Below are 24,192 nucleotides of genomic sequence, written 5' to 3' on the forward strand. Positions count from 1 at the left end.
ACCAAGTGACTATTCATTAAAAGATTGCCTCTATGAAAAAAGTACTTCTTCTACTCGCTGTGATCGCCTTGACGATGACCTCTTGTTCTTCCGTACGCGTAGTGACCGACTACGACAAAGAAGCTCCTTTTGGTCAATACCAAACCTATGCTTTTTACAAGCCGGGAATTGACCAGGCCAAGATCTCCGATCTGGACAAAAAGCGCATTCTCAGAAATATTGACGCCCAGTTGACTTCAAAGGGGATGATCAAATCAGAGAAAGCGGATCTGCTGGTCAGTATTTTTACTCAGGAAAGAGACCGGGTAGATGTTTACAACAATGCCGGCTGGGGCTGGGGATGGGGATATCCGTATGGCTGGGGCGGTTACTGGGGCGGCTATTGGGGCCCAACCGTTACCACCTCGACAGAAGGAACACTTTATATTGACCTGATCGACGCCAAGACCAATCAGTTGGTCTGGCAGGGAATAGGAACGGGCGACCTGGTTATGCGCAGCATGGAGAAAAGGGAGCAGCGTATCCAGGAAATGGTGACCAGGATCCTACAAGGATACCCTCCTGGAGCATCATCCAAATAAGCAAAATTTCATTTACTTTATTACTTAATTAAATCAATTGCCATGAAAAGAAACATGCTATTGCTACTGCTAACTGTAATTTGTGGTAGCCTTGTTCAGGCCCAGTCCTTTTATTCTGGGAGTTTAGAATTATCCAACGGCACTACAATGGAAGGGAGGCTTTACCTAGATCAGCAAAACGAAGCGGTCCGTTTCAAGGGTGGTGGAGACGAGGACTCCTTCGCCTTTAGTTCTGTTCGATCAGTTCAGATCAAAAAGAGAACCTATACTCCTCTCTCGGCAGGTAGTCAAACCTGGATGGCCGCTTCATTGGATGCCGGAAAAGCAACCTTATATCATTTAGGAGGAAGAAATTTTTTGGTCTCCAGTCCAAACGGCGCTCAAATGGTTGAGGCCGGAAATGCAGGACAAGGCGGTGGAAGTCAGAAGATACGAGGTGTCTTGTCCGTGATCTACCAGGATTGCAACAGCATCCGAGAGACCATTAATAACCTGATAGACTTCCGTGAGAGCAACCTTGTCAATTTGAACCAAGCATACAATAGCTGTGAATACGGAGACTATGCCCCCACAGACCGGGAAGTTCAGAAAGCGGAAAAGTTCAATACTGACATTTTCAGATTCTACCTGGGGGCAGGAATAGGTTTGAACAGCGTGAAGTTCTTTGATACAGGCAGTAGCGAGTCCCTGGTATCTCCGCGTTTAAACGCTGGGGTCACCGTTTCCCCTGCTTTCAACAACAATTTACGTGGAGCCTTGTTCTTTTATTTTAACGGAGCAGTCAATCTTCCTAGTGAGAACGACTTTGGTAACTCCCCTTCACCCACCACCATCAAGATAACCAGCTGGCAATTTGACCTCGGAACAGAGTATTTGTTCAATTCCAAAGGAAAAGTCAAGCCCTTGATCGGTATTGGAATAGGGTTTGCCGCAGATCGATTTAAAGGAAATGTAGCCGGAGAAGGCTTTAATATCGGTGGAGGAAATGTCTTCTTTACGCCAAGGGCAGGAGTCCAATTTGCCTTGAATAATGGGGGACATCTGGGATTGATCGCCAATTTCATCCCACGATACGACAACGACTTGACTTTCCCCAGAAATGGTCAGATCATTCCGCTTATCGTAAACAGCCAGTGGACCAACTTTACCTTGGTCTACTACTTCAAATAATTAATCAGTCCAATCAAAGTGGGCGCTTGTGGGTTCAATAATCCAGAAGCGCCTTTATTTTTTCCATGACCTTCTCTACGGAGGGGATCATGGTCTGTTCCAGGGTAGAATTAAGTGGGATAGCCGGCATATTCTCGCTTCCGATCAACATGACAGGGGCATCCAAAGATTGGAAACACTCCTCCTGTATACGACCTTGTAAAGCTCGTGAAAAGCTATTCTCCGAGGGTTCCTCGGTCACTACCAGGGCCTTGCCACATTTCCGGACACTGTCAAATATAGTCTTGTAATCAATTGGATGTAAGGTCCGTAGATCCACGATCTCTATTCGGTCTTGTAGACCCAGACGTTCTGCCGCATTAACAGCCCAATGGACACCCATGCCATATGTAATTATACTGAGGGTCTCCTGCTCTTCCTGTTTCCAGATCTCCTGCAATACCCAAGCTTTGCCAAAGGGTAACATGTAGTCTTCTGCAGGCTCCAGGGAAGTTGCCCCCTTGGTTCCCGGAACTTTACTCCAATAAAGTCCTTTATGTTCAAAAATGACCACCGGATTCGGGTCATAATATGCAGCCTTAAGCAAGCCCTTCAGATCCGCACCGTTGGATGGGTAGGCGATCTTGATCCCACGTATATTGGAAACCACACTTTCAACTGAAGAAGAGTGATAAGGTCCTCCACTTCCGTAGGCCCCAATGGGAACTCGTAAGATCATGGAGACCGGCCACTTTCCATTAGATAAATAACAGCTTCGGCTTACCTCGGTAAATAACTGATTGAGCCCCGGCCAGATGTAATCGGCAAATTGAACCTCAACAATAGGTTTGAGCCCAACGGCACTCATCCCGACGGTAGAGCCTACAATAAATGCTTCCTGTATGGGTGTATTGAACACTCGGTTGTCTCCAAATTTCTGGGCTAAGGTTGCCGCTTCTCTAAAGACACCTCCTAACCGGCCACCCACATCCTGCCCATACAGCAGGCACTCTTTGTGTTTGGCCATCAACTCTTCAATGGCAAAGAGGGCGCAATCCACCATAACGACCCTTTCTGCTCCTACTGGTTCGCGCTCACCTGACTCCTCGGTTATTGGAGTGGGTGCAAAATCGTGGGTGACCAGATCTTCAGGTTTAGGATCTTCAGCGGCAAGTGCCAGCTCATATTCCGCACGGACCTTCTCAATACATTCATCCTCTATGGCATGAATCTCATCAAAACTCAGACCGTATTCTTCCTCTAGCAATCGCTGGAATTTTGGGTATGGATCCCTTGTCCTGGCCTCTTCCAGGTCATCCCTATACCATTCCATTCGCACTCCACTTGTATGATGATTTAGCAACGGAACCCTGGCATGAACCAGGAAGGGTCGTCTTTCTTCCCGCATGGTCTTAAAGACCTGCTTAATGGTTCGATAGCTCTCCTGAAAATCGGTTCCATCTATGGATATTGCTTCCAGACCATTGAATCCTCTGGCATAATGAACTGCGTCCTGGGCTCTGGTCTCTTCCGCATTGGCAGAGATATCCCATCCGTTATCCTGTACCAGGTATAATATGGGTAGTTTCTTAAGTACAGCCATTTGCATGGCCTCGGCGATCTCCCCTTCGGTCATGGATGCATCTCCCAGAGAACAAACCACTATGGGCAAGTCTTCCTCTTGGGAAAGACCTTCGGCCTCCTTATACCAAAAACCCATAGCAACCCCGGTGGCTGGGATGGCCTGCATACCCGTTGCTGAGCTTTGGTGAGGAATCTTGGGTTTGTCATCATCTCTCAAACTGGGATGAGAATAATAGGTGCGGCCTCCGGAGAAAGGATCGTCTCGTTTAGCTAGAACTTGCAGCATTAACTGATAAGGCGTCATCCCTAATGCCAAGAGCATGGAATCGTCCCGGTAATAGGGAAAGACATAATCCTGAGGCAGGAGTTGCATGCCAACTGCCGTCTGAATAGCCTCATGACCTCTGGAGGTTGCATGTACATACTTGGAGACCACCTTGAAGTTCTCCTCGTACAAGAAGGCCATGGCCTTAGCGGTACACAAATTGGCGAATGCCGCTTTGACCAACTCTATATCTATGCGATTCTTTTCTGACACTTTACTCACCCAATACAATACTTTATTGACATTTGACCACCCAATTAAAACGATCGGGTAATTGTCCGTTCTTGATCTTGTTCAATTCCATGTTGACGCGCTCTCCCAGTGGGTGGGAGTCAGATACTGGAATGATCTCCTCTCCCCAGCCGATCTCCTTGATGTAAGCAATGCCAACAGCAGTACCTGTTCCAAAGGCTTCTTGCAGTGTACCATCTATTGCGGCCTGATGTACTTCCTCTATGGTAACAGCACGTTGTGCGACCTCGTATCCGAAATCTACCAGCAATTCGATTACTGACCTGCGTGTAACACCGTCCAAAATGGCTCCATCCAGGGCTGGGGTGACGATCTTCCCATCGATCATGAAAAAGATGTTCATAGTACCTACCTCCTGAATAAATCGATGCTCGTGGGCATCCAACCAAAGCACTTGGTCAAACCCTTTATCCTTTGCGATCTCCGTAGGGCGAATGGCGGCGGCATAATTTCCTGCTGCTTTAGCCTGACCTGTACCTCCTTCCGCTGCACGTATATACTTCTTTTCGGCCCAAAGACGAATGGGACGGCTAAAGAAAGGCCCTGAAGGGCTGGCAATGATTAGGAATTTATAGGAAGTTGCGGCGCGCATTCCAATAAAGGCTTCGTCTGCGTACATAAAAGGTCTCAGATAAAGTGCACTCCCTTCCTTCTTTGGTATCCAGTTCTGTTCCAGTTTGACCAAGGCCTTCAAACCCTCTACGAAGAGATCTTCAGGAAAATCCGGCATACCCAGTCGACGCGCACTAAAGTTCAAACGGGCCGCATTCATTTCCGGTCGAAATAAACGAGGGATACCATCAGCTCCAACCGTAGCTTTCATCCCTTCAAAGATGGCCTGACCATAGTGCAAGGCCATGGCAGCAGGATGCGTTGGAATGAGTCCCATGGGTTGAATTTGTGGATTCTGCCACTGACCGTCGGTATAGTCACAGACGAACATATGGTCCGTAAATGCTGTTCCCAACGGGATATTATCAAAATCCAATTGGTACACTCTGGATTGCTGAACCTGTTTGATGGAAATATTGGTATTGGTCTCTGTCATCTCCGTTAAAAAGTTTGGGAAGTATCATAGCCTTCCATTTCGTCTGCTATCCGTCTCAAGAAAGACCCCGCAAGGTATCCGTCCACGATCCGGTGATCGAAAGACAGGGATAGCATCATCATCTGTCTGATCTCAATGCTGTCTCCTTCTGGTCGTTCCATGACCTCGGCTCGTTTCTTGATGATACCCGTGGCCAGAATGGCCGCCTCAGGCTGGTTAATGATAGGGGTCCCCATCAGACTTCCAAAGGTCCCTACATTGCTAATGGTGAAAGTACTGCCGGAAGTATCATCTGCACTTAGCTTGCCATCCCTGGCCTTAGAGGCCAATTCGTTGGTTTTTGCGGCGAGCTGATCCAGGCTTAGTTCGTTTGCCTTTCTTACGACCGGTACGATCAGGTTACCGCTGGGCAAGGCAGTTGCCATACCTATGTTAATGTTCTCCTTCACAATGATCTTATCTCCGTCCAAAGAGGAATTGATCATTGGAAATGCCGCTATCGCCTTGCTGATGCACTGGATGAATAAGGGCGTAAAGGTCAGTTTTTGATCGTATTTCTTTTGGAATCCCTCTTTGTTGACGTTTCGCCAATTGACCATTTCGGTCAGGTCAGCTTCCACATAGGCTGTAACATGAGGCGAGGTATGCTTACTAAAGACCATATGGTCAGCGATCATCTGCCGCATCCGATCCATTTCTACTACTCTACCTGTCCCTTTGTCAAATTGAAGATCCGGCACCTGAAACCCGTTACTGGCTGCCGGTTGGGCAAATTGGAAAGGCCTACCATCATCCAGGTATTGCATCACATCACTCTTACGCAGTCTCCCGTCCTTTCCTGTCGCAGGGATGCGGGCCAATTCCTCGTAAGAAATATGATGAGTTCTGGCGATCTGATCTACCAGCGGACTAACAAATAAATTCTCGTTTACGGACACAGCCGAAGCCATCGCCCGTTTGGCCTGTTTTTTTTGAGGCCTGGATTCGGTTTTGGTCTCTTTTTTAGTTGGCTTAGATGCCGATTTCACCTCCAAAGGAACCTCACCATCGGTATCCAATCGCGCAATTACATCGCCTATACCCACTACCTCGTTGGGTTGGAATAAGATCTCGGTAATTGTACCACTTACCGTGGCCGGAACTTCAGAATCCACTTTGTCCGTGGCAACTTCCAATAAGATCTCATCTATTTCGATATAATCACCAACACTTTTGTGCCATTGTATGATGGCAGCTTCGGTTATGCTCTCGCCCAAACGGGGCATTTTAAATTCGTAATTAGCCATGATCTCGCTGATACGATTTCAGGGTTTGATAAAAATCTTTCTGTTCAGGCCTGTTCTCGGGCAGCTCGGTCAAGGGTTCTACCTCCTTCAGGCTTTGGTGGCAGTCCGCCGGAAGTTGCTGATACAATCGTGTTCCTGCCGTCTTCCAGGCGATCATCTCATCGGACACCTCCTTGATCTTCTTAGCGGGATTACCTACGATCAGGCTCCTGGCCTCAAAGCTGGATTCCGCCTTGACAAAACTCATAGCGCCTACTATGCATTCGTCCCCAATCTGGGCATCGTCCATGATGACCGAATTCATACCGATCAGGCAATTGGCTCCCAGGTTGGCTCCGTGAATCACGGCTCCATGACCCACATGAGCCCCGGATTTCAACCGGATGGATTTTCCCGGAAACATATGGACCGTACAATTCTCCTGCACATTGACTCCGTCTTCCAATACGATCTCTCCCCAATCTCCTCGGATCGCTGCACCGGGTCCGATATAGCAATCCTTACCAATGATCACGTTACCGGTAACCGCTGCCAGCGGATGAACAAAGCTGGAGGGGTGAACTACGGGTATATGTCCTTGGAAGGAGTAGATCATTTAAAGCGTTTTAAGGTTTCGCGGGTGAAGTCACTGAGCACCAACCGGCCACTGATGGTGGCTCGCTCGGCAAGTAACTCATCCCAATGCCCGGTTCCTTCCCAGAATATCTTTTTCATTTCCCTCATGGCCTCTGGATTGTATCCACACAGTTTGGTCGCCATTTCCTGAACGGCGGCATCCAGTTCTTCTGTGCTCTCGTAAACTTGGGCAAACAGCCCTTTTTGACGAGCCCACTCGGCCGGGTAAAAGAAATTGGCATCGATGGCGATCTGGGACATACCGGACAGACCTAATTTACGCTCAACGGCAGGTCCGACTACAAAGGGTCCTATCCCTACGTTGAGCTCACTTAGCTTGATAGCTGCGAATTTGGTGGCCATACAGAAGTCTGTTGCCGAAGCTAATCCTACACCTCCGCCCACGGTCTTCCCCTGGATTCGTCCAATGATGAACTTGGGGCATTTCCGCATGGCATTGATTACATTGGCAAAACCGCTAAAGAATATCTTTCCCTGGGCCTCGTCCTGGATGTTGACCAATTCCTTAAAGCTGGCGCCGGCACAAAAGGTACGGTCACCACCACTCTTTAAGATTACAACTTTTACCTCGGGATCATCTCCTGCCTCAGTAATGGCTTCGGCCAGTAAGGCGAGTATATCTCCCGGTAAGCTGTTATGTGCCGGGTGAAAGAATTCGATGGTTGCAATGCCATCAGTTTTATCCGTTTTGACGTAGGGTGCTGTCATAGGTTTAGATCAATCCAAATTGTTCAAAATGATGATTCAGGTGTTTGCGCTCCAGCAAATACCACTCAAAGCGATTCAGTTCACCAAAGACCACATTCTTTGTTCGGGCCTCGGGATTCTCTTTAAAATATTCCAGGTAGGCATCTCTTGCCTCAAACATCTTTACTTTGGCGGTATCCAGATCAGCATGCTTCACCTCTTTGATCTTAGATCGTGCTGCCAGGGGGAAATCGTATCCCTGAGGCATCTTCTCGTAATTATACAAGGTGGCGTGAACCTTTTCCAGGATCTTTTCCGGGGTAGCGATCTCGAAATCCTGGATCTCTCCCGCAGCTATTCGGTAGGTGTATTCTAAATGTTCCACCATCTCCTGGGCGGTCATATAACCCCAAGTAGCTTTGGTATCCTCTTTGAGGGTTGCTAAACACGCATTGATCTTTTCCTCTGTCATTTCCACCAAAGTAGTCTGCTTCTTTTGCACCAGGGTCAGAACGGTCACGATGGCGACCAGTTCGTCCTCGGCATCAAAGACCTCTCCATACCACTTTACGATCCCTGCAGGAAGCTCGGCCCCACGCTGATCCCGGTCGATCTTCTGCTTACATGTCAACCGTACATAGATGGTGTCGTTGTGGTACAAAGGCCTTAGAAAGCGGCAATCCTCTAATCCGTAGTTAGCCGCAACCGGCCCCTTATTAGGATGAACAAACAATCCGGCAGCCGCTCCCAGGATAAAATATCCATGAGCCGTTCTTTTTTCAAAGATGCTGCCATCCAAGGAAGTGATATCGGTATGAGCATAGAAATGATCCCAGGTCAGGTTGGCAAAGTTGATGATGTCACTGTCGGTTATCGTCCTTCGATGGGTCTCCATAGACATCCCTACCTCTACATCTTCCCAGTGGTATTTAAAAGGATGCTGTTCTGACTCTTTGTAAGCTCCTTTAGGTTGATAGATACCGGTAACTTCGGTTAGGGTGGTCGGCGTCCCTTGGACGGCGCAACGCTGCATATAGTGCTTGATGCCGCGCATTCCTCCCATTTCTTCTCCGCCTCCGGCTCTTCCTGGACCACCGTGAATCAGATTGGGCAGTGGAGAACCATGTCCAGTACTTTGTTGGGCATTTTCCCGATTCAGGACGAGAATGCGGCCATGATGAGAAGCGGCATTCACTACGTAGTCTCGGGCAATATTATCGTCAAATGTACAGATGGAAGATACCAGGGACCCTTTGCCCATCTGGGCCAGATGAACCGCCTCGTCCAGGTCCGAATATGGCATCAAGGTTGATACAGGCCCAAAGGCCTCCGTTATGTGAGCAGCTTGATTGTTCAGCGGATCGTCTTCCCGCATGAGTATTGGTTTCATAAATGCACCCTTGGAAGCATCGGCTCCTAGGGTATTCACTTCATCCAGGCTACCATAGACCATTTGGGCAGTCTCCCCTATTTTCTTGACTTGCTCCCTCACAGCGTCACGTTGGTCATTGCTTACTAAAGCTCCCATACGCACCTCTTTTAAGCGAGGATCACCGATGGTTACTTTGTCCAAGGCCTGGCCTAAAGCGATCTGTACGTCTTCCATACGATCCTCAGGCACGATGATGCGACGGATGGCCGTACATTTTTGCCCAGCCTTGACCGTCATCTCCTTACGCACCTCTTTAACAAAGAGGTCAAATTCAGGACTGCCGGGTTTAGCGTCAAGCCCAAGCACCGAAGCGTTCAGACTATCCGCCTCCATGGTAAAGGGAACTGACTCTTCTATCAAGCGCGGGTGATTTTTTAAAATTCTTCCTGTAGATGCCGAACCAGTGAAGGTAACCACATCCTGAGATTGAACCGTGTCCAGGATATCCCTGGCTGTACCGCTGATCAGCTGAATAGAGCCTTCCGGTAAGATCCCGGAAGCAACGATCTCTCTAACCACGGCCTCTGCCAGGTAGGCGGTTTGAGGAGCGGGCAATACCACTGCGGGCATCCCAGCCATCCAGTTGACGGCACATTTTTCCAGCATCCCCCAAACCGGGAAATTAAAGGCATTGATATGGACGGCAACACCTTCTCGAGGCACCATGATGTGGTGGGCCATAAAGCGACCTCCCCTGGAGAGGTCGATCGGATCTCCCTCTACATGATACCACTGGTTAGGGAATAATTTCCTCAGGCTGGCATTGGCAAAAAGATTGCCAAAACCTCCTTCTATATCGATCCAGGAATCCAACTTGGTAGCCCCCGTCCTGTAGCTGAGCTCGTAGAACTGCTCCTTTCGTTTATTGAGGTAAAGGGCCAGTTTCTTGATAGCATTGCCCCTTTCCTGGAAGGTCATTCTTCTTAAGGTTCGACCGTGCTCTCTTCCGTACTGCAGAATAGCCGGCACATCCAGGCCTTGGACGGTGACATTGGTGAAATGTTCTCCGGTTACCGAATCCAGGATAGGTGTTCCATCTCCGGAACCATCCAACCATTGTCCCTGAACGTAATGTTGTGTCTTACTCATGAGTCGATTATTTTCAGGCCATCACCCGGACTACCTGTCCGGTGATTTGACCATCTACACATTTTACATATCCATTGGCCACCTTTTCCATAGGTACGGGGTCGTGACCAGGGAAATAGGGCTTATATTTTTCAAAGGCATCCGCGACCAATCCGGCTGATACCGCATTGACCCGTATATCGGGCCTATCCAGAACTACGGCTCTCACAAAACTGTGAATTGCTCCATTGACCATGGCAGCTGAGGTGGTTAGCAGCACCGGGTCATCTGCAAGGATTCCCGTTGTCAGGGTGATGGAGCCACCGGGTTTCAAATACTCCTTTCCAATGCGAACCAAATTGACCTGTCCCATCATTTTGGAGCGTATCCCAATGTAATAATCTTCCTCGCTCAAATTGTCAAAGTGATCCCATTTGGCCTCGCCTGAGACATTGACCACGGCATCTACCTGGCCAGCCTCACGGAACATGGCTTCAATGGATTGGCTATCCGCTATATCCACACGAATATCCCCCGAATTCCTTCCGGCAACAATGACTTCATGGTCTTCCTTCAGCCTGGCTGTGACCACCTTACCGATGGTCCCTGCTCCTCCTATGACGATGACCTTTTTCACAGATGAGCGTTTTCTATGACCATGGCATAACCCTGCCCAACACCAATACACATGGTGACCAGGGCATATCGTTTGGCCGTTTGTTGTAATTCGCGGGCTGCGGATAGGGCTATCCTGGCTCCGGTCATCCCCAGTGGATGTCCGATGGCTATAGCCCCTCCATTTGGGTTGATTCTGGGGTCGTCATCGGCCAACCCCCAGGCACGGATACAGGCCAGGGATTGAGCAGCAAAAGCCTCGTTCAGCTCGATGATGTCCATATCCTCCATGGTCAGACCTGCTTTTTCCAAAGCTTTGTTGGAAGCCTCTACCGGACCTATCCCCATAATGCGAGGTTCTACACCCACCACTGCAGAACTTACTATTCTTGCTAAGGGGTTTAAATTGTATTTTTTAACGGCATCTTCAGAGGCGATCAGGTTGACTGCGGCGCCGTCGTTGAGACCAGAACTGTTCCCTGCAGTCACGCTCCCGTCCTTTCTAAAGGCCGACCTCAGTTTGGCCAGTACCTCAGGGGTACTACCGGGTTTGATAAATTCGTCTTCTTCGAAGATCAATGGATCTTGTTTTCGCCTTGGGATCTCCACGGCCACTATCTCCATTCCCAAACGTCCGTTTTGAGTTGCTGCAGCTGCCTTTTGCTGACTCTTGCTGGCAAAAGCATCCTGGTCCTCCCGGCTGATGTTGTATTTATCCACCAGGTTCTCGGCCGTATTACCCATGGCATCCGTACCATAGGCTGCCTCCATTTTTGGGTTTACAAAGCGCCAGCCAAAACTGGAATCATACATACGAGCGTCATTCCCAAAGGCCGATGAGGGCTTGGCTACTACGTAAGGTCCGCGGGTCATATGTTCTACCCCGCCGGCTATAAAAAGATTACCATCCCCGGCCTTGATGGCCCGGTTGGCATGTATCATGGCTGATAGCCCACTACTACACAAACGATTGACTGTCTCTCCGGGAACCGTCATGGGAAGACCGGCCAAAAGCAAGGCCATACGTGCTACATTGCGGTTATCTTCCCCAGCCTGATTGGCACAGCCTAGGATCACATCATCATAAGCCTCGGTGGGCACATTGGGATTGCGTTCTACCAATTCCTTAATGACCAGGGCAGCCAGGTCATCTGTTCTGACCGGACTTAATGTCCCTTTGTATTTCCCGATAGGCGTCCTGATCCCATCAACTATATAGGCTTCTTTCATATTATTCCCATTGTTTTTGCGTGCGATACACCACCCCTTTAAAAAGGGCAACGACCTCATCGCCTCTTCGGACCTCAACTATGTTGAATCCCAATTTATTCTTGGTTACGTCGATAATGGCCTCAGCAACCAAATAATCGCCCTGGTGTATGGCTTCGATATGATTGATGGAGGTCTCTATAGATACAGCATATCGTCCATGGGTGTTGCTGGCAAACCCAAAGGCGGTATCGGCCAGAGAATAGGATATCCCTCCATGTGCATATCCCATACTATTGAGCATCTCCTCCCTTACGGTCATTGCCAACCTACAATAGCCTGTTCTGACCTCCAGGATCTCTATCCCCATCCATTGACTAAAAGGGTCCAGGGACAACATTTTATGCGGTATGCGAGTTCCTTCTATCACAGATAAAATGTCTCTTGGTTCTTCTGCATGCGTCTCAGCAAGGGCGAGCAGCGGTAACGATCTTCATGATACTCGGCATATAAGTCATCCATGCGACTAACGCACCAGTCGATGGTCTTTTCGTCCGCCCAAGCCAATAGGCCCTTGGGATAGTTAACCCCGCAGGTCATAGCCAGATCGATGTCCGTTGCGGAAGCAATGTTCAGGTGAAGGGCATCGGCGGCTTCGTTGATCAACATCACCAGGATTCGATCAAAGATGCGGTGGGCCAGGGCTACGTCCTCTGCGATGACCTTTTCCGGAGCATCCTCTCCGTAATCGTAATATCCTTTCCCGCTTTTTCGTCCAAGGTAACCTGCCTCACTCAGTCTTTTCTGTGTAAAAGAAGGTTTGTACCGGGGATCGTAATAGAAGGATTTAAATACGGTCTCCGTTACTTTATAGTTGACATCATTACCGATAAAATCCATCAATTCGAATGGTCCCATCCTGAAACCACCAATGGACTTAACTGCCCAATCGATGGTCGCAAAATTCGCTATGCCCTCGTCATAGATCCTGAGCGCCTCTCCATAGAATGGCCTGGCCACCCGGTTGACGATAAAGCCAGGTGTATCTTTTGCAATGGCAACCACCTTGCCCCACTGTTTAATGGTCTCTTCTACTAGTTGCTGCGTCTTATTTGAGGTTTGCACGGCTGGAATGACCTCCACCAATTTCATCAAGGGTGCTGGATTAAAGAAATGGATACCTATGCAGCGTTTCGGGCGGTTGAGTGCCGCAGCAATTGACGCAATGGACAAAGATGATGTATTCGATGCCAGTATGGTCTTTTTTCCGACAATCGCTTCCAGCTCCCGGAATACACTTTGCTTGACTGACAGGTCTTCAACTATTGCCTCGATCACAAGATCAGAACCAGAGAGTGACACCATTTGGTCACTCATGGTGATTCGACTCCAAATCGCATCTCGCTCTTCACGTTGAATACGCCTTTTTGCCACCAGTCTGTCCAAAATATTTTGCAAGGATTGTTCTGCCCGGGTAAGAGCATCCTGATTCGTATCATATAATACGACCTGGTGTCCAGCAGTAGCCGCCACTTGGGCAATCCCGGCACCCATGGTACCAGAACCGATTATTCCCACTTTTTCGATCATCTTCCGGAAAAATTAGGTTTGCGTTTTTCAATGAAGGCGGCCACACCCTCACTGTAGTCTTCACTTTGGGCAGAGGCTATCTGTAATCGCGATTCTTCCTTCAATTGGGCACTTAGGTCATTGGTCAAACTCTGGTTGAGCAATTCTTTGGTATAGGCCAAGGCCTGGGTCGGCATCTGTGACAATTTCTGAGCCAATTGAAGGGCAGTTGCCTCAAATTCTTCGGCGGGAACTACTTTATAGATCATTCCAATTTGTTCTGCTTCCTGGGCAGAAACTTTATCTCCCAGCATCATCAGGGCCGAGGCCTTCTGCCAGCCGATCAATCTGGGTAAGAAAAAGGTCCCTCCACTATCGGGCACTAGTCCGATCTTGCTAAAAGCCTGGATAAAACTGGCGTGCTCTGAGGCGATCACCACATCGCAAGCCAATGCGATGTTGGCCCCGGCTCCTGCCGCAACACCATTGACGGCGGCAACTACTGGCTTGCTCAGACCCCGTATCTGGCGGACAATGGGATTGTAATGCTCTTCCAAGATCTTCTTGAATCCGGGATTGAGTTCTGGTGTGGTAACTTCTTTGAGGTCCTGACCCGCGCAAAATGCTTTTCCTCTTCCAGAGATCAGCACCCCCCGAATTTGGTCATCATCCTGGCATTGCTTGAGTTTATACTGCAGATCCAGCGCCATTTCCCGATTGAAGCTATTGAACACAGCCGGGCGGTTCAGCCAGATCTGGGCCAAATTACCGCTAACTGTCATTTCGATGGATGGGTTCATGGGGTTGATAGGTTATCTATTTTAAGCATTTGAAATAGTCGAAGGGTTCCTGACAGTCGTCGCATTGAAACAGTGCCTTACAGGCCGTCGAACCAAACTGGCTGATCATACGCGTACTTTTTGAGCCACAATTGGTACAGGGCACAATAGCAGCTTCTCCCAGCAGAGCAGCCTTATCTGCAGAGGCTTCCAATGGCGGGGCAATACCATAGGCCTCCATCTTTTGTTTCCCAGCTTCACTTAACCAATCCGTAGACCAAGCTGGTGATAACACCAACTTCACAACTGCCTTTAGCTGGTGTTTAGCCAGGGCGGCCTTTAGGTCGTCCGCGATAACGTCCATGGCCGGGCAACCCGAATAGGTGGGAGTGAGTTTGATATGAACCTCATCTCCCTCTTTTACAGCCTCTCGGATGACCCCTAGATCCAAAACCGTCAATACCGGTATCTCCGGATCGCTAACTTGCTCCAGAATAGGGATCAAATCCCTGTCTATTCGGGCCTGGGCTGTATTCATGACTACCAATTCATCTGCGGATAAGTGCGTTGCATATATTGCATATCGGTCAGGATATAACCCATATGCTCGGAATGAATACCCTGTTTACCACCAGATTTGAAATACAGTTCTTCCGGCATGTCCAAGGTAGCTTCTTCCAGGTGCTCTTGCACGATTTCCTGATACTGCTCGTACAACGATCCCAGATTTACACCCACTCCAGCCTCAAAGGCCTTGGTATCGGCTTCAGTCATCTCAAACAGCTCCCGAGTATAGGGTAGAAGGTCGTTCATGGCCTCCTGCATCTTGTGTTGACTCTCTTCGGTCCCATCTCCCAAACGCTTGAGCCAATCTCCGGAGAATCGCTGGTGATAACTCACCTCCTTAATTCCTTTTGCGGCAATGGCTCTCAAGGTCTCATCATTGCTCTTGACCAATTCCTTCAGCATGAGTAGGTGAAAGACGTCAAACAGGAACTGCCTTCCGATCACATAACCAAAATGGGTGTTGGGTTGCTCCACCAACAAGGCATTTAAATATTCGCGTTCCCTGCGAAGAAAGGCTACATCATCTTCCGACTTATTTTCACCGACAAGTTGAGCAGCGTACTGATAATAGGACCGCACCTGACCAAAAAGATCCAAGGCAATATTGGTTAGGGCAATGTCCGTCTCCAGATTGGGACCATGCCCGCAAAGCTCACCAAGGCGCTGCCCGAGGATCAACATATTGTCCGCGATCCCGATCACATAGGTGTATCGATCTTTATCTGTAAACTCCATGCTACATGTGTTTTACTTCGTCCGGAAGGTCGTAGAAGGTAGGATGTCTGTAAACCTTGTCCATTGCAGGCTCGAACAGCTCTCCGTTGTTCTCAGGGTTAGAGGCCGTGATGTGCTTGCTCTCCACTACCCAAATACTCACTCCTTCATTCCTGCGGGTGTAAACGTCCCGTGCATTCTCCAGTGCCATTTCAGCGTCGGCAGCACGAAGGCTTCCAAAGTGCCTGTGCTCCAATCCATTCTTGGATCGGACAAATACTTCCCATATGGGCCAATTGTTCTTCATCTGAATTCCGATTATCCGGCTTTCGCCATCGTTTTGTTCTTGTTCTTTTCGGCATGTGCCATGGCTGCATCACGAACCCAGGCACCACGTTCCCAGGCGCCAACACGGGCTTCCATGCGCTCCTTGTTGCACGGGCCGTGACCCTTGACTACTTGCCAGAATTCTTTCCAATCGATCTCGCCAAAATCGTAATGACCGGTCTCTGGGTTGAACTTCAGATCAGGATCGGGCACACTCAATCCAAGGATATCAGCCTGAGGAACGGTCTGGTCTATAAACTGCTGTCGCAATTCGTCGTTGGTCTTTCTTTTCAGTTTCCACTTCATGGATTGAGCCGTGTGGGTAGAGGCTTCGTCCCTTGGCCCAAACATCATCAGACTGGGCCACCACCACCGGTTCAGAGCATCTTGTGCCATAGCTTTCTGCTCCTCGGTTCCTCGGCTCAGTGTTAACATGATCTCGTATCCCTGACGTTGATGAAAACTTTCCTCCTTACAGATACGAACCATGGCCCGAGCATAAGGACCATAGGACGTATTACAGAGGGCAACCTGATTGATGATGGCTGCGCCGTCTACCAACCATCCAATAGCTCCGATATCGGCCCAGGTAATGGTAGGATAATTAAAGATGGAAGAGTATTTCGCCTTACCGCTGTGCAGTTGCTCATACATCTCCTCTCTTGTAATTCCAAGGGTCTCACAAGCTGAATACAAATACAGGCCGTGTCCGGCTTCGTCTTGTACCTTGGCCAGCAAAGCTGCCTTTCGCCTTAGGGAAGGCGCTCGGGTGATCCAGTTGCCTTCCGGTAACATGCCCACAATTTCAGAATGGGCGTGCTGGGATATTTGTCGGATATGGGTCTGTCGGTACTTCTCCGGCATCCAATCTTTGGGCTCTATTCTTTCGTCCCGCTCAATGCGAGCGTCAAAAATGGCCTCCAGGTTCTTTACTTCTCGTTCACTCATAGCTATTCGTTTTAAACGTCGAAATCGACCTTTACTTGATCACTCACAGGCACTGCCTGGCAGCTCAGTACAAAATTCTGATCCAGTTCGTCCTGCTCTAGTGCGTAATTTATTTTCATCTCGACCTCTCCACTGATCACCTTGCACTTGCAGGTGCTGCATACACCACCCTTACAAGCAAAGGGAAGGTCCGCACCCGCTCCTAGGGCAGCATCCAGGATATTGTCGTAGTCATCGGTCATGATATAGTGGAACTCCTTCCCGCCATCGACTATGGTCACATCCACGCCCTCCAAAGATCGGGCAGCGAGACGCTCTACTCTTGCCTTATCCTCGGCAGTCAGACCGCTGACAAATAATTCGTAATGTATCTTTTCCGGATCGAGGCCGGCTTGTTGCAATTGGTCCCTGATCAGGAAGATCATTTCCTCGGGGCCACAAAGAAAGACCTCGTCAACCGATTCCAAATCGGTAAGGCTACCGAAGATACGCCCAAGTTTCTCCGGGGTAAACCGTCCGTTGAACAGTTCGATATCGCGTCTTTCCTTGGTCAGGAAATAGAAGATCTCCAACCTTCCGAAGAATTTGTTCCTCAGCTGTTCGATCTCCTCTTTAAAGATAATCGATTTGGCTGTCCTGTTCAAGTAAAACAACTGGAATCTGGACTCGGGTTCCCGCTCCAAATGCGCTTTGATCATGGATAACACAGGGGTTATTCCACTACCTGCAACAAAGGCTACATAATGCTTGGAACCCTGACCCGTTTCGACCCCAAAATGTCCGGTTGGCGGCATAACCTCCAATATATCTCCGGTCCTCAGCTCTTCATTCACATAGGTCGAAAAAATCCCACCAGGGATCTGCTTGACAGCAACCTTCCACTGATCTTCCAGTGGACTGGAACAGAGGCTGTAGGATCGGCGAACATCCTCACCGTTAAGATCCTTACGCAAAGTCAGGTGTTGTCCCTGTCGGAAGCGAAAGATCTCCCGCAGTTCTGACGGCACATCGAAGGTGATCACCGTACAATCTGCAGTGGTCTTTACTGCATCGGCAACACGTAATTCATGAAAATCGGTCAAAACAGTTCAAATTTGACACAAAACTAACGTTTGTTAGTCTTACATCCAAGTTAAAATATGCTAAACTATCCCTTGTATCAGGACCGCAACCATATCCTTTTTCAGCACGTTAACGTCCAATTTACCTCGTTTCTGATACCACAAATAAAGGGTCCTCAGTGTAGACAGTATTGAAAAGAGAATAACCTCGGGGTGCAGATTTCGAATCTCTCCTTCTTGTATTCCTTTGTGAATGACCTGACGAAAATTCTCCTCATAGTCCTCTCGCATCCGGACAAATTCCACTCGGTCTTCTTCTCCCAAATGCATCCAATCATTGTTCAAGGCAGCAAGTGCTTCAGACCGACTTACGGTGATGTCAATATGCATCTCTATGACTGCCCGTATCTTTTCCAATGGAGTTTCCGACCGCTGTCTGATCTCCCGCATACCCTCGGTAAATTCCCGGGCAAGCTCCATGATGAGCAGCGCAAGAATTTCTTGTTTACTGTCGATGTGATTGTAGAGGCTGGCCGCCTTGATACCCATTACCTGGGCAATATCCCTGACCGAAACGGCGCTGTAACCTTTCTCCTTGAAGAGTTTGGAGGCCTCGACTACAATCTCCTCTTTTCGTGTTCCGGTTCTCATACCCCCGAAGATACGATTTTAGAACCTGAGCCACATATAATTTCGAGCCGGAATACCCCTAAAATCTGAGGTTTGTTCTTATTTTTGAGCTTCTTATGGAAAAGGGATACGAAAGCAACGAACTTATAGATCGGTTACCACCGCATCTGAAGCAATACATCAAGCCTCAGAATTACGATCACTATACACCTATCAACCAAGCGGTTTGGCGCTATGTGATGCGTAAGAATGTGGACTACCTAGGCAAGGTTGCTCACGAAAGTTATTTGGACGGTTTAAGACAGACAGGAATCTCTATAGAAGAGATCCCCTCTATGTATGGGATGAATCGTATCCTGAAGGAAATTGGTTGGGCTGCTGTAGCTGTTGATGGTTTTATCCCTCCCAATGCCTTTATGGAATTTCAGGCGTATAAGATACTGGTGATCGCCAGTGAGATCCGTCAACTGGAGAATATGGAGTACACTCCAGCTCCGGACATCATACACGAAGGAGCCGGACACGCGCCCATCATTGCCAGCCCGGACTATGCAGAATACCTGAGGCGTTTTGGAGAGATCGGTGCCAAGGCCATCCTATCCGCCCACGACCAGGACATGTACGAGGCTGTCAGGGAATTGTCCATACTTAAGGAAGCTGAGGGTATACCTCAGTCGGACATCGATGCAGCCGAAGAACGGGTCAACGCGCTACAAGCCAAAAAGGTGGAGCCGTCCGAAATGGCCCTGATCCGAAACCTGCACTGGTGGACCGTGGAATACGGTATGGTTGGTACCGTGGAAGACCCTAAGATCTACGGAGCCGGATTGCTATCCTCCATAGGGGAAAGCGAGTGGTGCATGAAAGCAGAAGTGGAGAAGATCCCTTATTCCATAGATGCGGCCTACCAGGATTTTGATATCACCAAACCTCAGCCGCAATTGTTCGTAACTCCGGATTTTGCCTATTTACAAGAGGTACTGGAGGAATTTGCCAATACCATGGCTGTGCGAAAAGGAGGATGGCGCGGTTTGAAAAAACTGATCGATTCCAAGCAGGTCGGAACCATAGAACTGAGTACCGGGCTGCAGATCACAGGTGTATTTACCCGGATGATACAGAACGAGGATAACGAGGTGGTCTTCTTCAAGACAGAAGGACCAACCGCCCTGGCTTATCGGGAAAAAGAAGTGATCGGTCATGGAATCAGCCGGCACGCGCATGGGTTTAGCTCTCCGCTGGGTAAACTTAAAAAGATCAACCTGGCCATCGAAAATATGGGGCCCCGGGACCTGCAGGCTTACAATTTTTATGATGGTAAGCCAATCTCCTTCGAGTTTGAAAGCGGTATCACCGTAGAGGGGCTTAACGTCACTGGGATGAGAAACCTTAGAGGAGAATTGATGCTGATCCAGTTTACAGACTGTACTGTTACTTACCAGGGCGAAGTATTGTTCAAACCGGAATGGGGGGAATTCGACATGGCGGTTGGAAAAGAGGTCGTATCGGCCTTTGCCGGGACGGCAGACTACCTTTCGTTTACCCAGATGACCCATAAACCAAGTGACACCCCGACCATTATGCCGGAAATGTCCCAAGCGGATAAGACTCTCAATGGACTTTATCAGGAGGTAAGAGATATCAGACAGTCCGGTACAAGTTCAAGCGACAGGATGTACGAGATTCTTATGCAACTGGAACAAGAGTTTCCAAGCGATTGGCTCTTGTCACTCGAAATTCATGAATGGGGAGTGGCTAATGATTCCAGATGGCGTGAGCAAAGTCAGAACCACCTCTTGGAGCTTCAGAAAACCCGCCCGGAAGTGGCGCATTTGATCCAAGGTGGTCTGGATCTTTTGTAGTTAAATGACATTGGATTAGTCTGTCACTTTCCGTATTAACTCTATTCCTTTTTCCAAAGTTTCATCTTTGTCCAAGGTGGACTGCTTAACATAGTGCTCTGGTACATATTCCTCACGCAGCGTTCCATTCACGTGATAGAGCTTTTCAAGGATGATCTTAAAGCGGAAATCCTGGTGTTTAAAGGTGAAATCAAAATCGGAACCAGCCAGTCGCTTCATTTCTGTACCCACAACAGGCGCCCGCTTCATGGCATCAAAGCCTACGGCCATACCTTCTCCCATACTGCCAGTCCATCGGCCAACCAAGACCACCACAGGTTTGGTGTACTGTTTCCCCCTGGGTCTAACCAGTTCGTACCAGCTGCGCACAATGGCAGGCTGATTGTCGTACATCTCAGTGTATTCATGCTTTTGATAAGGCAGCTCTCGGTCTATGAACCGACTCATGATTCCCTTGGCCACGTAAGTATTGCCGCCGGTATTGGTGTTTCTCAGATCTAGAATCAAGCCTTTTGTGTCCATAAGGCCGTCCAAAACCCGGTCAAATTCGGAGATCAATTGGTTATTTCCCAGGGAATTATTCAGACGGACAATGGCAATGCCGGCTTTTATCTCTGTAGTGACCAGACCACTGTCTTCCTTGAACCTCAGCGCATCCATGTCAAACTGGACCTGCCTTCCATCTTTCAGTTTCAAGCCCAGTACCCTTGGCTCACTGTACTTGCCCGCCACCACCTTGTTTGCGATCCACTTAAGTACCTCATCCGAATTCTTGTCATTGCAAAGTGATGGGAAGTCGTCTATCGTTTGATCAAAACTGACCCCATTGAAACTAGCTATCTCAGCTCCCAAAATATCTTGTTCCAGATTGGCAAGTTGGGTTTGCCATACATTCTTGATGATAGCCTTACCGTTTTTGAGTTCTATGAAGATGGGTGACCAGAGCCGGTAAGACTCCCTGAGATTGGTACTTAAGGAGATATGACTGTCGTAGAATTCGTTCAGCACATATTCGAAAAAGAGGATGACATCTGAACGGTTTTGTAGGGACGGAATCATCGCACTGTACTTCTCCCGAATGCAGTCCATGTCCACTTGCTTGTCGGCATAATAGACATAGCGGGTGCTATAGTAACCTAATAAGTCATTTAAATCTTCTTGGATTTGAGCCGGGTTCACTTGGTTTTGGGAAAATCCCAAGAAGCCGAATAAGGCTATCCCCAGATTGATGAATTGTCTTTTCATTTTTCGCTTCTTATCAGTCCAAATTCGTGAGTTCCGTGCATATTTTTCAAGGTTCCTATCATGGTATCGCGATTCTCAGAAAGCTTGTAGTCAATTACAATGGGATCTATCGTATCCCGCGGCTTACCCTCAGAATCCCAAAATATCTTTGGATAATCGACCATTATCTTCGAAGAAGTTGCTCCCCAATCAACTCTTCTAAAAGGGTCCTCTGTTATGACCAGGCTATCCGGATAAAACTGCCAGACGATCTGCTCATTCTCTGTTTCTACCCAACGCCCTAGGAGGTTTTCCTCTGCAGAGTTTAAGCCACAACCGATCAATATTATACTCATCATCAAACCGATAATACAAGACCGATTTATCGAGATTGGATCAACCATTTTCATCTGATTCTAGAATAAAACTACTTATCATGTTGGTTAAAATTGCTGGATCATTCTTCTCGATGGGGTGCTTATATCGGTCTAAAACTTTTAATTCTCCGTTTTTCAAAGTGGCTGCTGTATTCTCCGATTCTCCCAAGCTGACCATATTGTCTTCTGACCCTATCCCAATTAATACGGGCTGATCAATTTTTGATAAAGTCGATGGCGTCAATGGTGGATTCTCTCCGAGAGCCAGCATCATTTTTGCAGTCTTAGACAATACATCTTTCCAATTTGTTCCCTGGTGAACAGTGTCAAGATGAGCTGCAAAGTGGGGCACTTTTGCCTGGATCAGATCAGGGTCCAACATTTTCACTTCTTTGGCTGCGGTCTCGGGTCTCCAATCGAATTTGGTTCCATAGGTGACTATTCTTTTCACCCGATCGGGATCCTGTCTGGCAAGGTTTAGAGCCACATAGCCTCCCATGCTATATCCGAATATTGAGACACTACCTAAGTTGTGCTCATCCAGAAAGGACACTACATTTTCGGTAAAATGCTCCATGCGGAAATCACGATCAGAAGGCTTATCCCCATGACCTTCAAAATCCATTGAATGGACCTCGTAATGTGGATCAAGTTCTTTTTTAATTCCAGCCAATTGGGCTTTGCTTCCCAGGGCGCCGTGTAATAATAGTAAAGGCTGTAACTTCATTTATCAAAAGGCATTGATCACCGCTAATCCTTGGATTGATAATCCTGTGGAAACGCCTTAAGCACCTCTCTGGTCACATCCCATCGGTCAAATCCTTGTCTGCCGTAATCCAGACCTCTTCTAACAATGACCAGATCATGGGACGGCACCACGATCACATATTGCCCTCTGTTTCCCGCGGTCGAGTATGCGTCTTTGGGCACATCTGTCCGATCATCTGGAACTAACCACCATTGGCCACCGTAAAAATTGCCGCGTTCTACGGTGGAAGGCGCGGGGGTTCTAACAAAGTCTATCCACTCCTCGGAAATTAATCGCTCCCCATTCCAAATACCGTTTTGCTGGTAAAGCATGCCAAACCGGGCCAGGTCCCTGGCATTAGTATAGACCTGACTACTGAATATAAAATCCCCGAATCGGTCAGTACTGGGAAAGGTATTTCTCATCCCAATCTTATCAAACAGGGCTTTTCTTGGAAATTCTCTATAAGTCTGCTCATCGCCCAGTGCATTTTTCATGGCCAAGACCGCCAAGAGCGTATCGTAATTCTCATAATCCCAATAGGATCCTGGCGCCCTGATCAGCCCCCTATTTCTTGCCCCATTCACAGAACTTGCTCCTGCCCAATAGGAAAGTCCTGATCCCGTCGCATACTCCATCCTTCTATTATCTACCGTGTAAAGACCACTAGACATATTTAGAACATGCCTCAGGGTAATGGCCGATCGTGGATCATTTTCTGAGGTGTGTTCTTCAGGCAGCCATTCGATCCCCAATGGTTGGTCCAAACTCATTTTCCCCTGGTCCACCAACATACCGATCAAAGTAGTTGCAACACTCTTAGCCGTAGACCAGGTGCGTGTTTTGGTGTACATATCCACCCCTTCGGCATACTTTTCCAATATGATCTGCCCCTTGTGAACTACCAGCAAACTTAGGGTGACTTGTTCCTGAGAATCCCGCTGAAATGACCAATTGGAGGCCTCGACCAAGCGACCGGAATCTATGTAATCAGGCAGTGTCTGTTTCTTAACCAGATCGCCTTCAGGCCAGGCAATAGTAGTTGGATCTCCCGAAAGCGGAGGAAGACTTTGGACAGGAAGATCATCAATAACGTCAAAGGTTTGATCGGGTGCCAGGATGACGCATCCGATCCCTGTTCTGAAAGCGGCTCGCATGATAGGACCGTTCTCTTCAGAACCGATGGTGACCGTTTTTCTGTCCCAATCGATCTCATAATCTCCTCCAGTTGCAGTACCTACGGGCTCTTTCAAGTACTTGAGTTCCTGATCGTAGACTTGCTCCAGGGTTCGGTGGGAAGTAAACAGCCCGTTGCAGCAGAGCACCGCCTGAACACCGTGTTGGATCATTTTCCTGTTGGAACCGGCATAATCGTAGGATTCTGACTGTTGCGCGTAGGCAGCAGAGACCGCCAGTATCAATATGGTAATAAGTAGTGTATTTCTTCTCATTAATTACAGTATCATATGGAGCCTTAACATTTTACTATCAATCCGGCAGTAACATTATATGGA

24 protein-coding genes are annotated in these 24,192 nt (G+C 48.4%); 3 read left to right on the forward strand and 21 right to left on the reverse strand.

Annotated features, from left to right (window positions below; genetic code table 11):
* Positions 1 to 32 precede the first annotated feature (32 nt).
* Both BST85_RS09075 and BST85_RS09080 read left to right on the forward strand, forming a co-directional pair.
* Positions 33 to 581 (forward strand): DUF4136 domain-containing protein, encoded by a 549-nt coding sequence (locus BST85_RS09075; RefSeq protein WP_104812955.1) that lies wholly within the window; start codon positions 33 to 35, stop codon positions 579 to 581.
* A 42-nt stretch (positions 582 to 623) separates the two neighbouring features.
* Positions 624 to 1,751 carry an outer membrane beta-barrel protein gene (locus tag BST85_RS09080; protein WP_104812956.1) on the forward strand — a complete coding sequence of 376 codons (1,128 nt, stop codon included), beginning with the start codon at positions 624 to 626 and terminating at the stop codon, positions 1,749 to 1,751.
* 34 nt (positions 1,752 to 1,785) lie between these two features.
* Here BST85_RS09080 and BST85_RS09085 read toward each other — a convergent pair whose 3' ends face one another.
* The 17 genes from BST85_RS09085 to BST85_RS09165 all read right to left on the reverse strand — a co-directional run bounded on the left by BST85_RS09085 (position 1,786) and on the right by BST85_RS09165 (position 18,488).
* Positions 1,786 to 3,780 (reverse strand): alpha-ketoacid dehydrogenase subunit alpha/beta, encoded by a 1,995-nt coding sequence (locus tag BST85_RS09085; RefSeq protein ID WP_104813965.1) that lies wholly within the window; start codon positions 3,778 to 3,780, stop codon positions 1,786 to 1,788.
* Positions 3,781 to 3,874: 94 nt separating this feature from the next.
* Positions 3,875 to 4,939 carry a branched-chain amino acid aminotransferase gene (locus tag BST85_RS09090; RefSeq protein ID WP_104812957.1) on the reverse strand — a complete coding sequence of 355 codons (1,065 nt, stop codon included), beginning with the start codon at positions 4,937 to 4,939 and terminating at the stop codon, positions 3,875 to 3,877.
* A 5-nt stretch (positions 4,940 to 4,944) separates the two neighbouring features.
* Positions 4,945 to 6,225 (reverse strand): dihydrolipoamide acetyltransferase family protein, encoded by a 1,281-nt coding sequence (locus BST85_RS09095; protein ID WP_104812958.1) that lies wholly within the window; start codon positions 6,223 to 6,225, stop codon positions 4,945 to 4,947.
* Positions 6,218 to 6,820, reverse strand: a complete 603-nt coding sequence (locus BST85_RS09100) for an acyltransferase (protein WP_104812959.1) — start codon at positions 6,818 to 6,820, stop codon at positions 6,218 to 6,220. The genes BST85_RS09095 and BST85_RS09100 overlap by 8 nt, the downstream gene beginning before the upstream one ends.
* On the reverse strand, positions 6,817 to 7,569 hold the full coding sequence (locus tag BST85_RS09105; protein ID WP_104812960.1) for an enoyl-CoA hydratase/isomerase family protein: 753 nt from the start codon (positions 7,567 to 7,569) through the stop codon (positions 6,817 to 6,819). Before BST85_RS09105 ends, BST85_RS09100 begins: the two co-directional genes overlap by 4 nt.
* Before the next feature lie 4 nt (positions 7,570 to 7,573).
* Complete coding sequence (gene paaZ / locus BST85_RS09110) at positions 7,574 to 10,069, reverse strand: phenylacetic acid degradation bifunctional protein PaaZ (protein WP_104812961.1); 2,496 nt, start codon at positions 10,067 to 10,069, stop codon at positions 7,574 to 7,576.
* A gap of 13 nt (positions 10,070 to 10,082) precedes the next feature.
* A complete protein-coding gene (locus BST85_RS09115; RefSeq protein WP_104812962.1) occupies positions 10,083 to 10,685 on the reverse strand; it encodes a short chain dehydrogenase in 603 nt (200 codons plus the stop codon).
* A complete protein-coding gene (gene pcaF / locus BST85_RS09120) occupies positions 10,682 to 11,893 on the reverse strand; it encodes a 3-oxoadipyl-CoA thiolase (protein WP_104812963.1) in 1,212 nt (403 codons plus the stop codon). The genes BST85_RS09115 and pcaF overlap by 4 nt, the downstream gene beginning before the upstream one ends.
* A gap of 1 nt (position 11,894) precedes the next feature.
* The gene (locus BST85_RS09125; RefSeq protein ID WP_104813966.1) at positions 11,895 to 12,299 is read right to left on the reverse strand and encodes a PaaI family thioesterase; all 405 of its coding nucleotides are present in this window, start codon (positions 12,297 to 12,299) and stop codon (positions 11,895 to 11,897) included.
* A complete protein-coding gene (locus tag BST85_RS09130) occupies positions 12,299 to 13,462 on the reverse strand; it encodes a 3-hydroxyacyl-CoA dehydrogenase NAD-binding domain-containing protein (RefSeq protein WP_104812964.1) in 1,164 nt (387 codons plus the stop codon). Before BST85_RS09130 ends, BST85_RS09125 begins: the two co-directional genes overlap by 1 nt.
* Entirely contained in the window at positions 13,459 to 14,241 is a 783-nt protein-coding gene (locus tag BST85_RS09135; protein WP_104812965.1) for an enoyl-CoA hydratase-related protein, read from the reverse strand. The genes BST85_RS09130 and BST85_RS09135 overlap by 4 nt, the downstream gene beginning before the upstream one ends.
* A 16-nt stretch (positions 14,242 to 14,257) precedes the next feature.
* Positions 14,258 to 14,758, reverse strand: coding sequence for a 1,2-phenylacetyl-CoA epoxidase subunit PaaD (paaD, locus tag BST85_RS09140; protein WP_104812966.1), 501 nt, complete (start codon positions 14,756 to 14,758; stop codon positions 14,258 to 14,260).
* 2 nt (positions 14,759 to 14,760) lie between these two features.
* Positions 14,761 to 15,522: a 1,2-phenylacetyl-CoA epoxidase subunit PaaC gene (paaC, locus tag BST85_RS09145; protein WP_104812967.1), complete on the reverse strand. Its 762-nt coding sequence runs from the start codon at positions 15,520 to 15,522 to the stop codon at positions 14,761 to 14,763.
* Position 15,523: 1 nt separating this feature from the next.
* The gene (paaB, locus tag BST85_RS09150; protein ID WP_104812968.1) at positions 15,524 to 15,808 is read right to left on the reverse strand and encodes a 1,2-phenylacetyl-CoA epoxidase subunit PaaB; all 285 of its coding nucleotides are present in this window, start codon (positions 15,806 to 15,808) and stop codon (positions 15,524 to 15,526) included.
* Positions 15,809 to 15,819: 11 nt separating this feature from the next.
* The gene (gene paaA / locus BST85_RS09155) at positions 15,820 to 16,776 is read right to left on the reverse strand and encodes a 1,2-phenylacetyl-CoA epoxidase subunit PaaA (protein ID WP_104812969.1); all 957 of its coding nucleotides are present in this window, start codon (positions 16,774 to 16,776) and stop codon (positions 15,820 to 15,822) included.
* A gap of 11 nt (positions 16,777 to 16,787) precedes the next feature.
* Complete coding sequence (locus BST85_RS09160) at positions 16,788 to 17,858, reverse strand: 2Fe-2S iron-sulfur cluster-binding protein (protein WP_104812970.1); 1,071 nt, start codon at positions 17,856 to 17,858, stop codon at positions 16,788 to 16,790.
* A 60-nt stretch (positions 17,859 to 17,918) separates the two neighbouring features.
* A complete protein-coding gene (locus tag BST85_RS09165) occupies positions 17,919 to 18,488 on the reverse strand; it encodes a TetR/AcrR family transcriptional regulator (protein ID WP_104812971.1) in 570 nt (189 codons plus the stop codon).
* A 95-nt stretch (positions 18,489 to 18,583) separates the two neighbouring features.
* Here BST85_RS09165 and BST85_RS09170 point away from each other — a divergent pair, with 95 nt between their 5' ends.
* Positions 18,584 to 20,329: an aromatic amino acid hydroxylase gene (locus BST85_RS09170; RefSeq protein WP_104812972.1), complete on the forward strand. Its 1,746-nt coding sequence runs from the start codon at positions 18,584 to 18,586 to the stop codon at positions 20,327 to 20,329.
* A 15-nt stretch (positions 20,330 to 20,344) separates the two neighbouring features.
* Here BST85_RS09170 and BST85_RS09175 read toward each other — a convergent pair whose 3' ends face one another.
* From BST85_RS09175 to BST85_RS09190, 4 genes are read right to left on the reverse strand one after another with little or no spacing between them, the layout of a single operon-like run.
* Positions 20,345 to 21,574 carry a S41 family peptidase gene (locus BST85_RS09175; protein ID WP_104812973.1) on the reverse strand — a complete coding sequence of 410 codons (1,230 nt, stop codon included), beginning with the start codon at positions 21,572 to 21,574 and terminating at the stop codon, positions 20,345 to 20,347.
* Positions 21,571 to 21,912, reverse strand: a complete 342-nt coding sequence (locus BST85_RS09180; RefSeq protein WP_181039996.1) for a hypothetical protein — start codon at positions 21,910 to 21,912, stop codon at positions 21,571 to 21,573. Before BST85_RS09180 ends, BST85_RS09175 begins: the two co-directional genes overlap by 4 nt.
* 37 nt (positions 21,913 to 21,949) lie before the next feature.
* On the reverse strand, positions 21,950 to 22,657 hold the full coding sequence (locus BST85_RS09185) for an alpha/beta fold hydrolase (protein WP_104812975.1): 708 nt from the start codon (positions 22,655 to 22,657) through the stop codon (positions 21,950 to 21,952).
* A 23-nt stretch (positions 22,658 to 22,680) separates the two neighbouring features.
* Positions 22,681 to 24,129 (reverse strand): serine hydrolase domain-containing protein, encoded by a 1,449-nt coding sequence (locus BST85_RS09190; RefSeq protein ID WP_104812976.1) that lies wholly within the window; start codon positions 24,127 to 24,129, stop codon positions 22,681 to 22,683.
* Positions 24,130 to 24,192 lie beyond the last annotated feature (63 nt).

Origin of the sequence: Aureitalea marina, assembly GCF_002943755.1 — a bacterium.
GTDB lineage: Bacteria > Bacteroidota > Bacteroidia > Flavobacteriales > Flavobacteriaceae > Aureitalea > Aureitalea marina.

Coding starts and splice junctions, on each gene's coding strand:
- BST85_RS09135 (WP_104812965.1), bottom strand. CDS start 14,241: ATGAACCCATCCATCGAAATGACAGTTAGCGGTAATTTGGCCCAGATC.
- pcaF (WP_104812963.1), bottom strand. CDS start 11,893: ATGAAAGAAGCCTATATAGTTGATGGGATCAGGACGCCTATCGGGAAA.
- paaA (WP_104812969.1), bottom strand. CDS start 16,776: ATGAGTGAACGAGAAGTAAAGAACCTGGAGGCCATTTTTGACGCTCGC.
- BST85_RS09090 (WP_104812957.1), bottom strand. CDS start 4,939: ATGACAGAGACCAATACCAATATTTCCATCAAACAGGTTCAGCAATCC.
- BST85_RS09085 (WP_104813965.1), bottom strand. CDS start 3,780: ATGGCCTTCTTGTACGAGGAGAACTTCAAGGTGGTCTCCAAGTATGTA.
- BST85_RS09190 (WP_104812976.1), bottom strand. CDS start 24,129: ATGAGAAGAAATACACTACTTATTACCATATTGATACTGGCGGTCTCT.
- BST85_RS09130 (WP_104812964.1), bottom strand. CDS start 13,462: ATGATCGAAAAAGTGGGAATAATCGGTTCTGGTACCATGGGTGCCGGG.
- BST85_RS09175 (WP_104812973.1), bottom strand. CDS start 21,574: ATGAAAAGACAATTCATCAATCTGGGGATAGCCTTATTCGGCTTCTTG.
- BST85_RS09165 (WP_104812971.1), bottom strand. CDS start 18,488: ATGAGAACCGGAACACGAAAAGAGGAGATTGTAGTCGAGGCCTCCAAA.
- BST85_RS09105 (WP_104812960.1), bottom strand. CDS start 7,569: ATGACAGCACCCTACGTCAAAACGGATAAAACTGATGGCATTGCAACC.
- BST85_RS09170 (WP_104812972.1), top strand. CDS start 18,584: ATGGAAAAGGGATACGAAAGCAACGAACTTATAGATCGGTTACCACCG.
- paaC (WP_104812967.1), bottom strand. CDS start 15,522: ATGGAGTTTACAGATAAAGATCGATACACCTATGTGATCGGGATCGCG.
- paaB (WP_104812968.1), bottom strand. CDS start 15,808: ATGAAGAACAATTGGCCCATATGGGAAGTATTTGTCCGATCCAAGAAT.
- BST85_RS09095 (WP_104812958.1), bottom strand. CDS start 6,225: ATGGCTAATTACGAATTTAAAATGCCCCGTTTGGGCGAGAGCATAACC.
- BST85_RS09180 (WP_181039996.1), bottom strand. CDS start 21,912: ATGATGAGTATAATATTGATCGGTTGTGGCTTAAACTCTGCAGAGGAA.
- BST85_RS09075 (WP_104812955.1), top strand. CDS start 33: ATGAAAAAAGTACTTCTTCTACTCGCTGTGATCGCCTTGACGATGACC.
- paaD (WP_104812966.1), bottom strand. CDS start 14,758: ATGAATACAGCCCAGGCCCGAATAGACAGGGATTTGATCCCTATTCTG.
- paaZ (WP_104812961.1), bottom strand. CDS start 10,069: ATGAGTAAGACACAACATTACGTTCAGGGACAATGGTTGGATGGTTCC.
- BST85_RS09185 (WP_104812975.1), bottom strand. CDS start 22,657: ATGAAGTTACAGCCTTTACTATTATTACACGGCGCCCTGGGAAGCAAA.
- BST85_RS09080 (WP_104812956.1), top strand. CDS start 624: ATGAAAAGAAACATGCTATTGCTACTGCTAACTGTAATTTGTGGTAGC.
- BST85_RS09100 (WP_104812959.1), bottom strand. CDS start 6,820: ATGATCTACTCCTTCCAAGGACATATACCCGTAGTTCACCCCTCCAGC.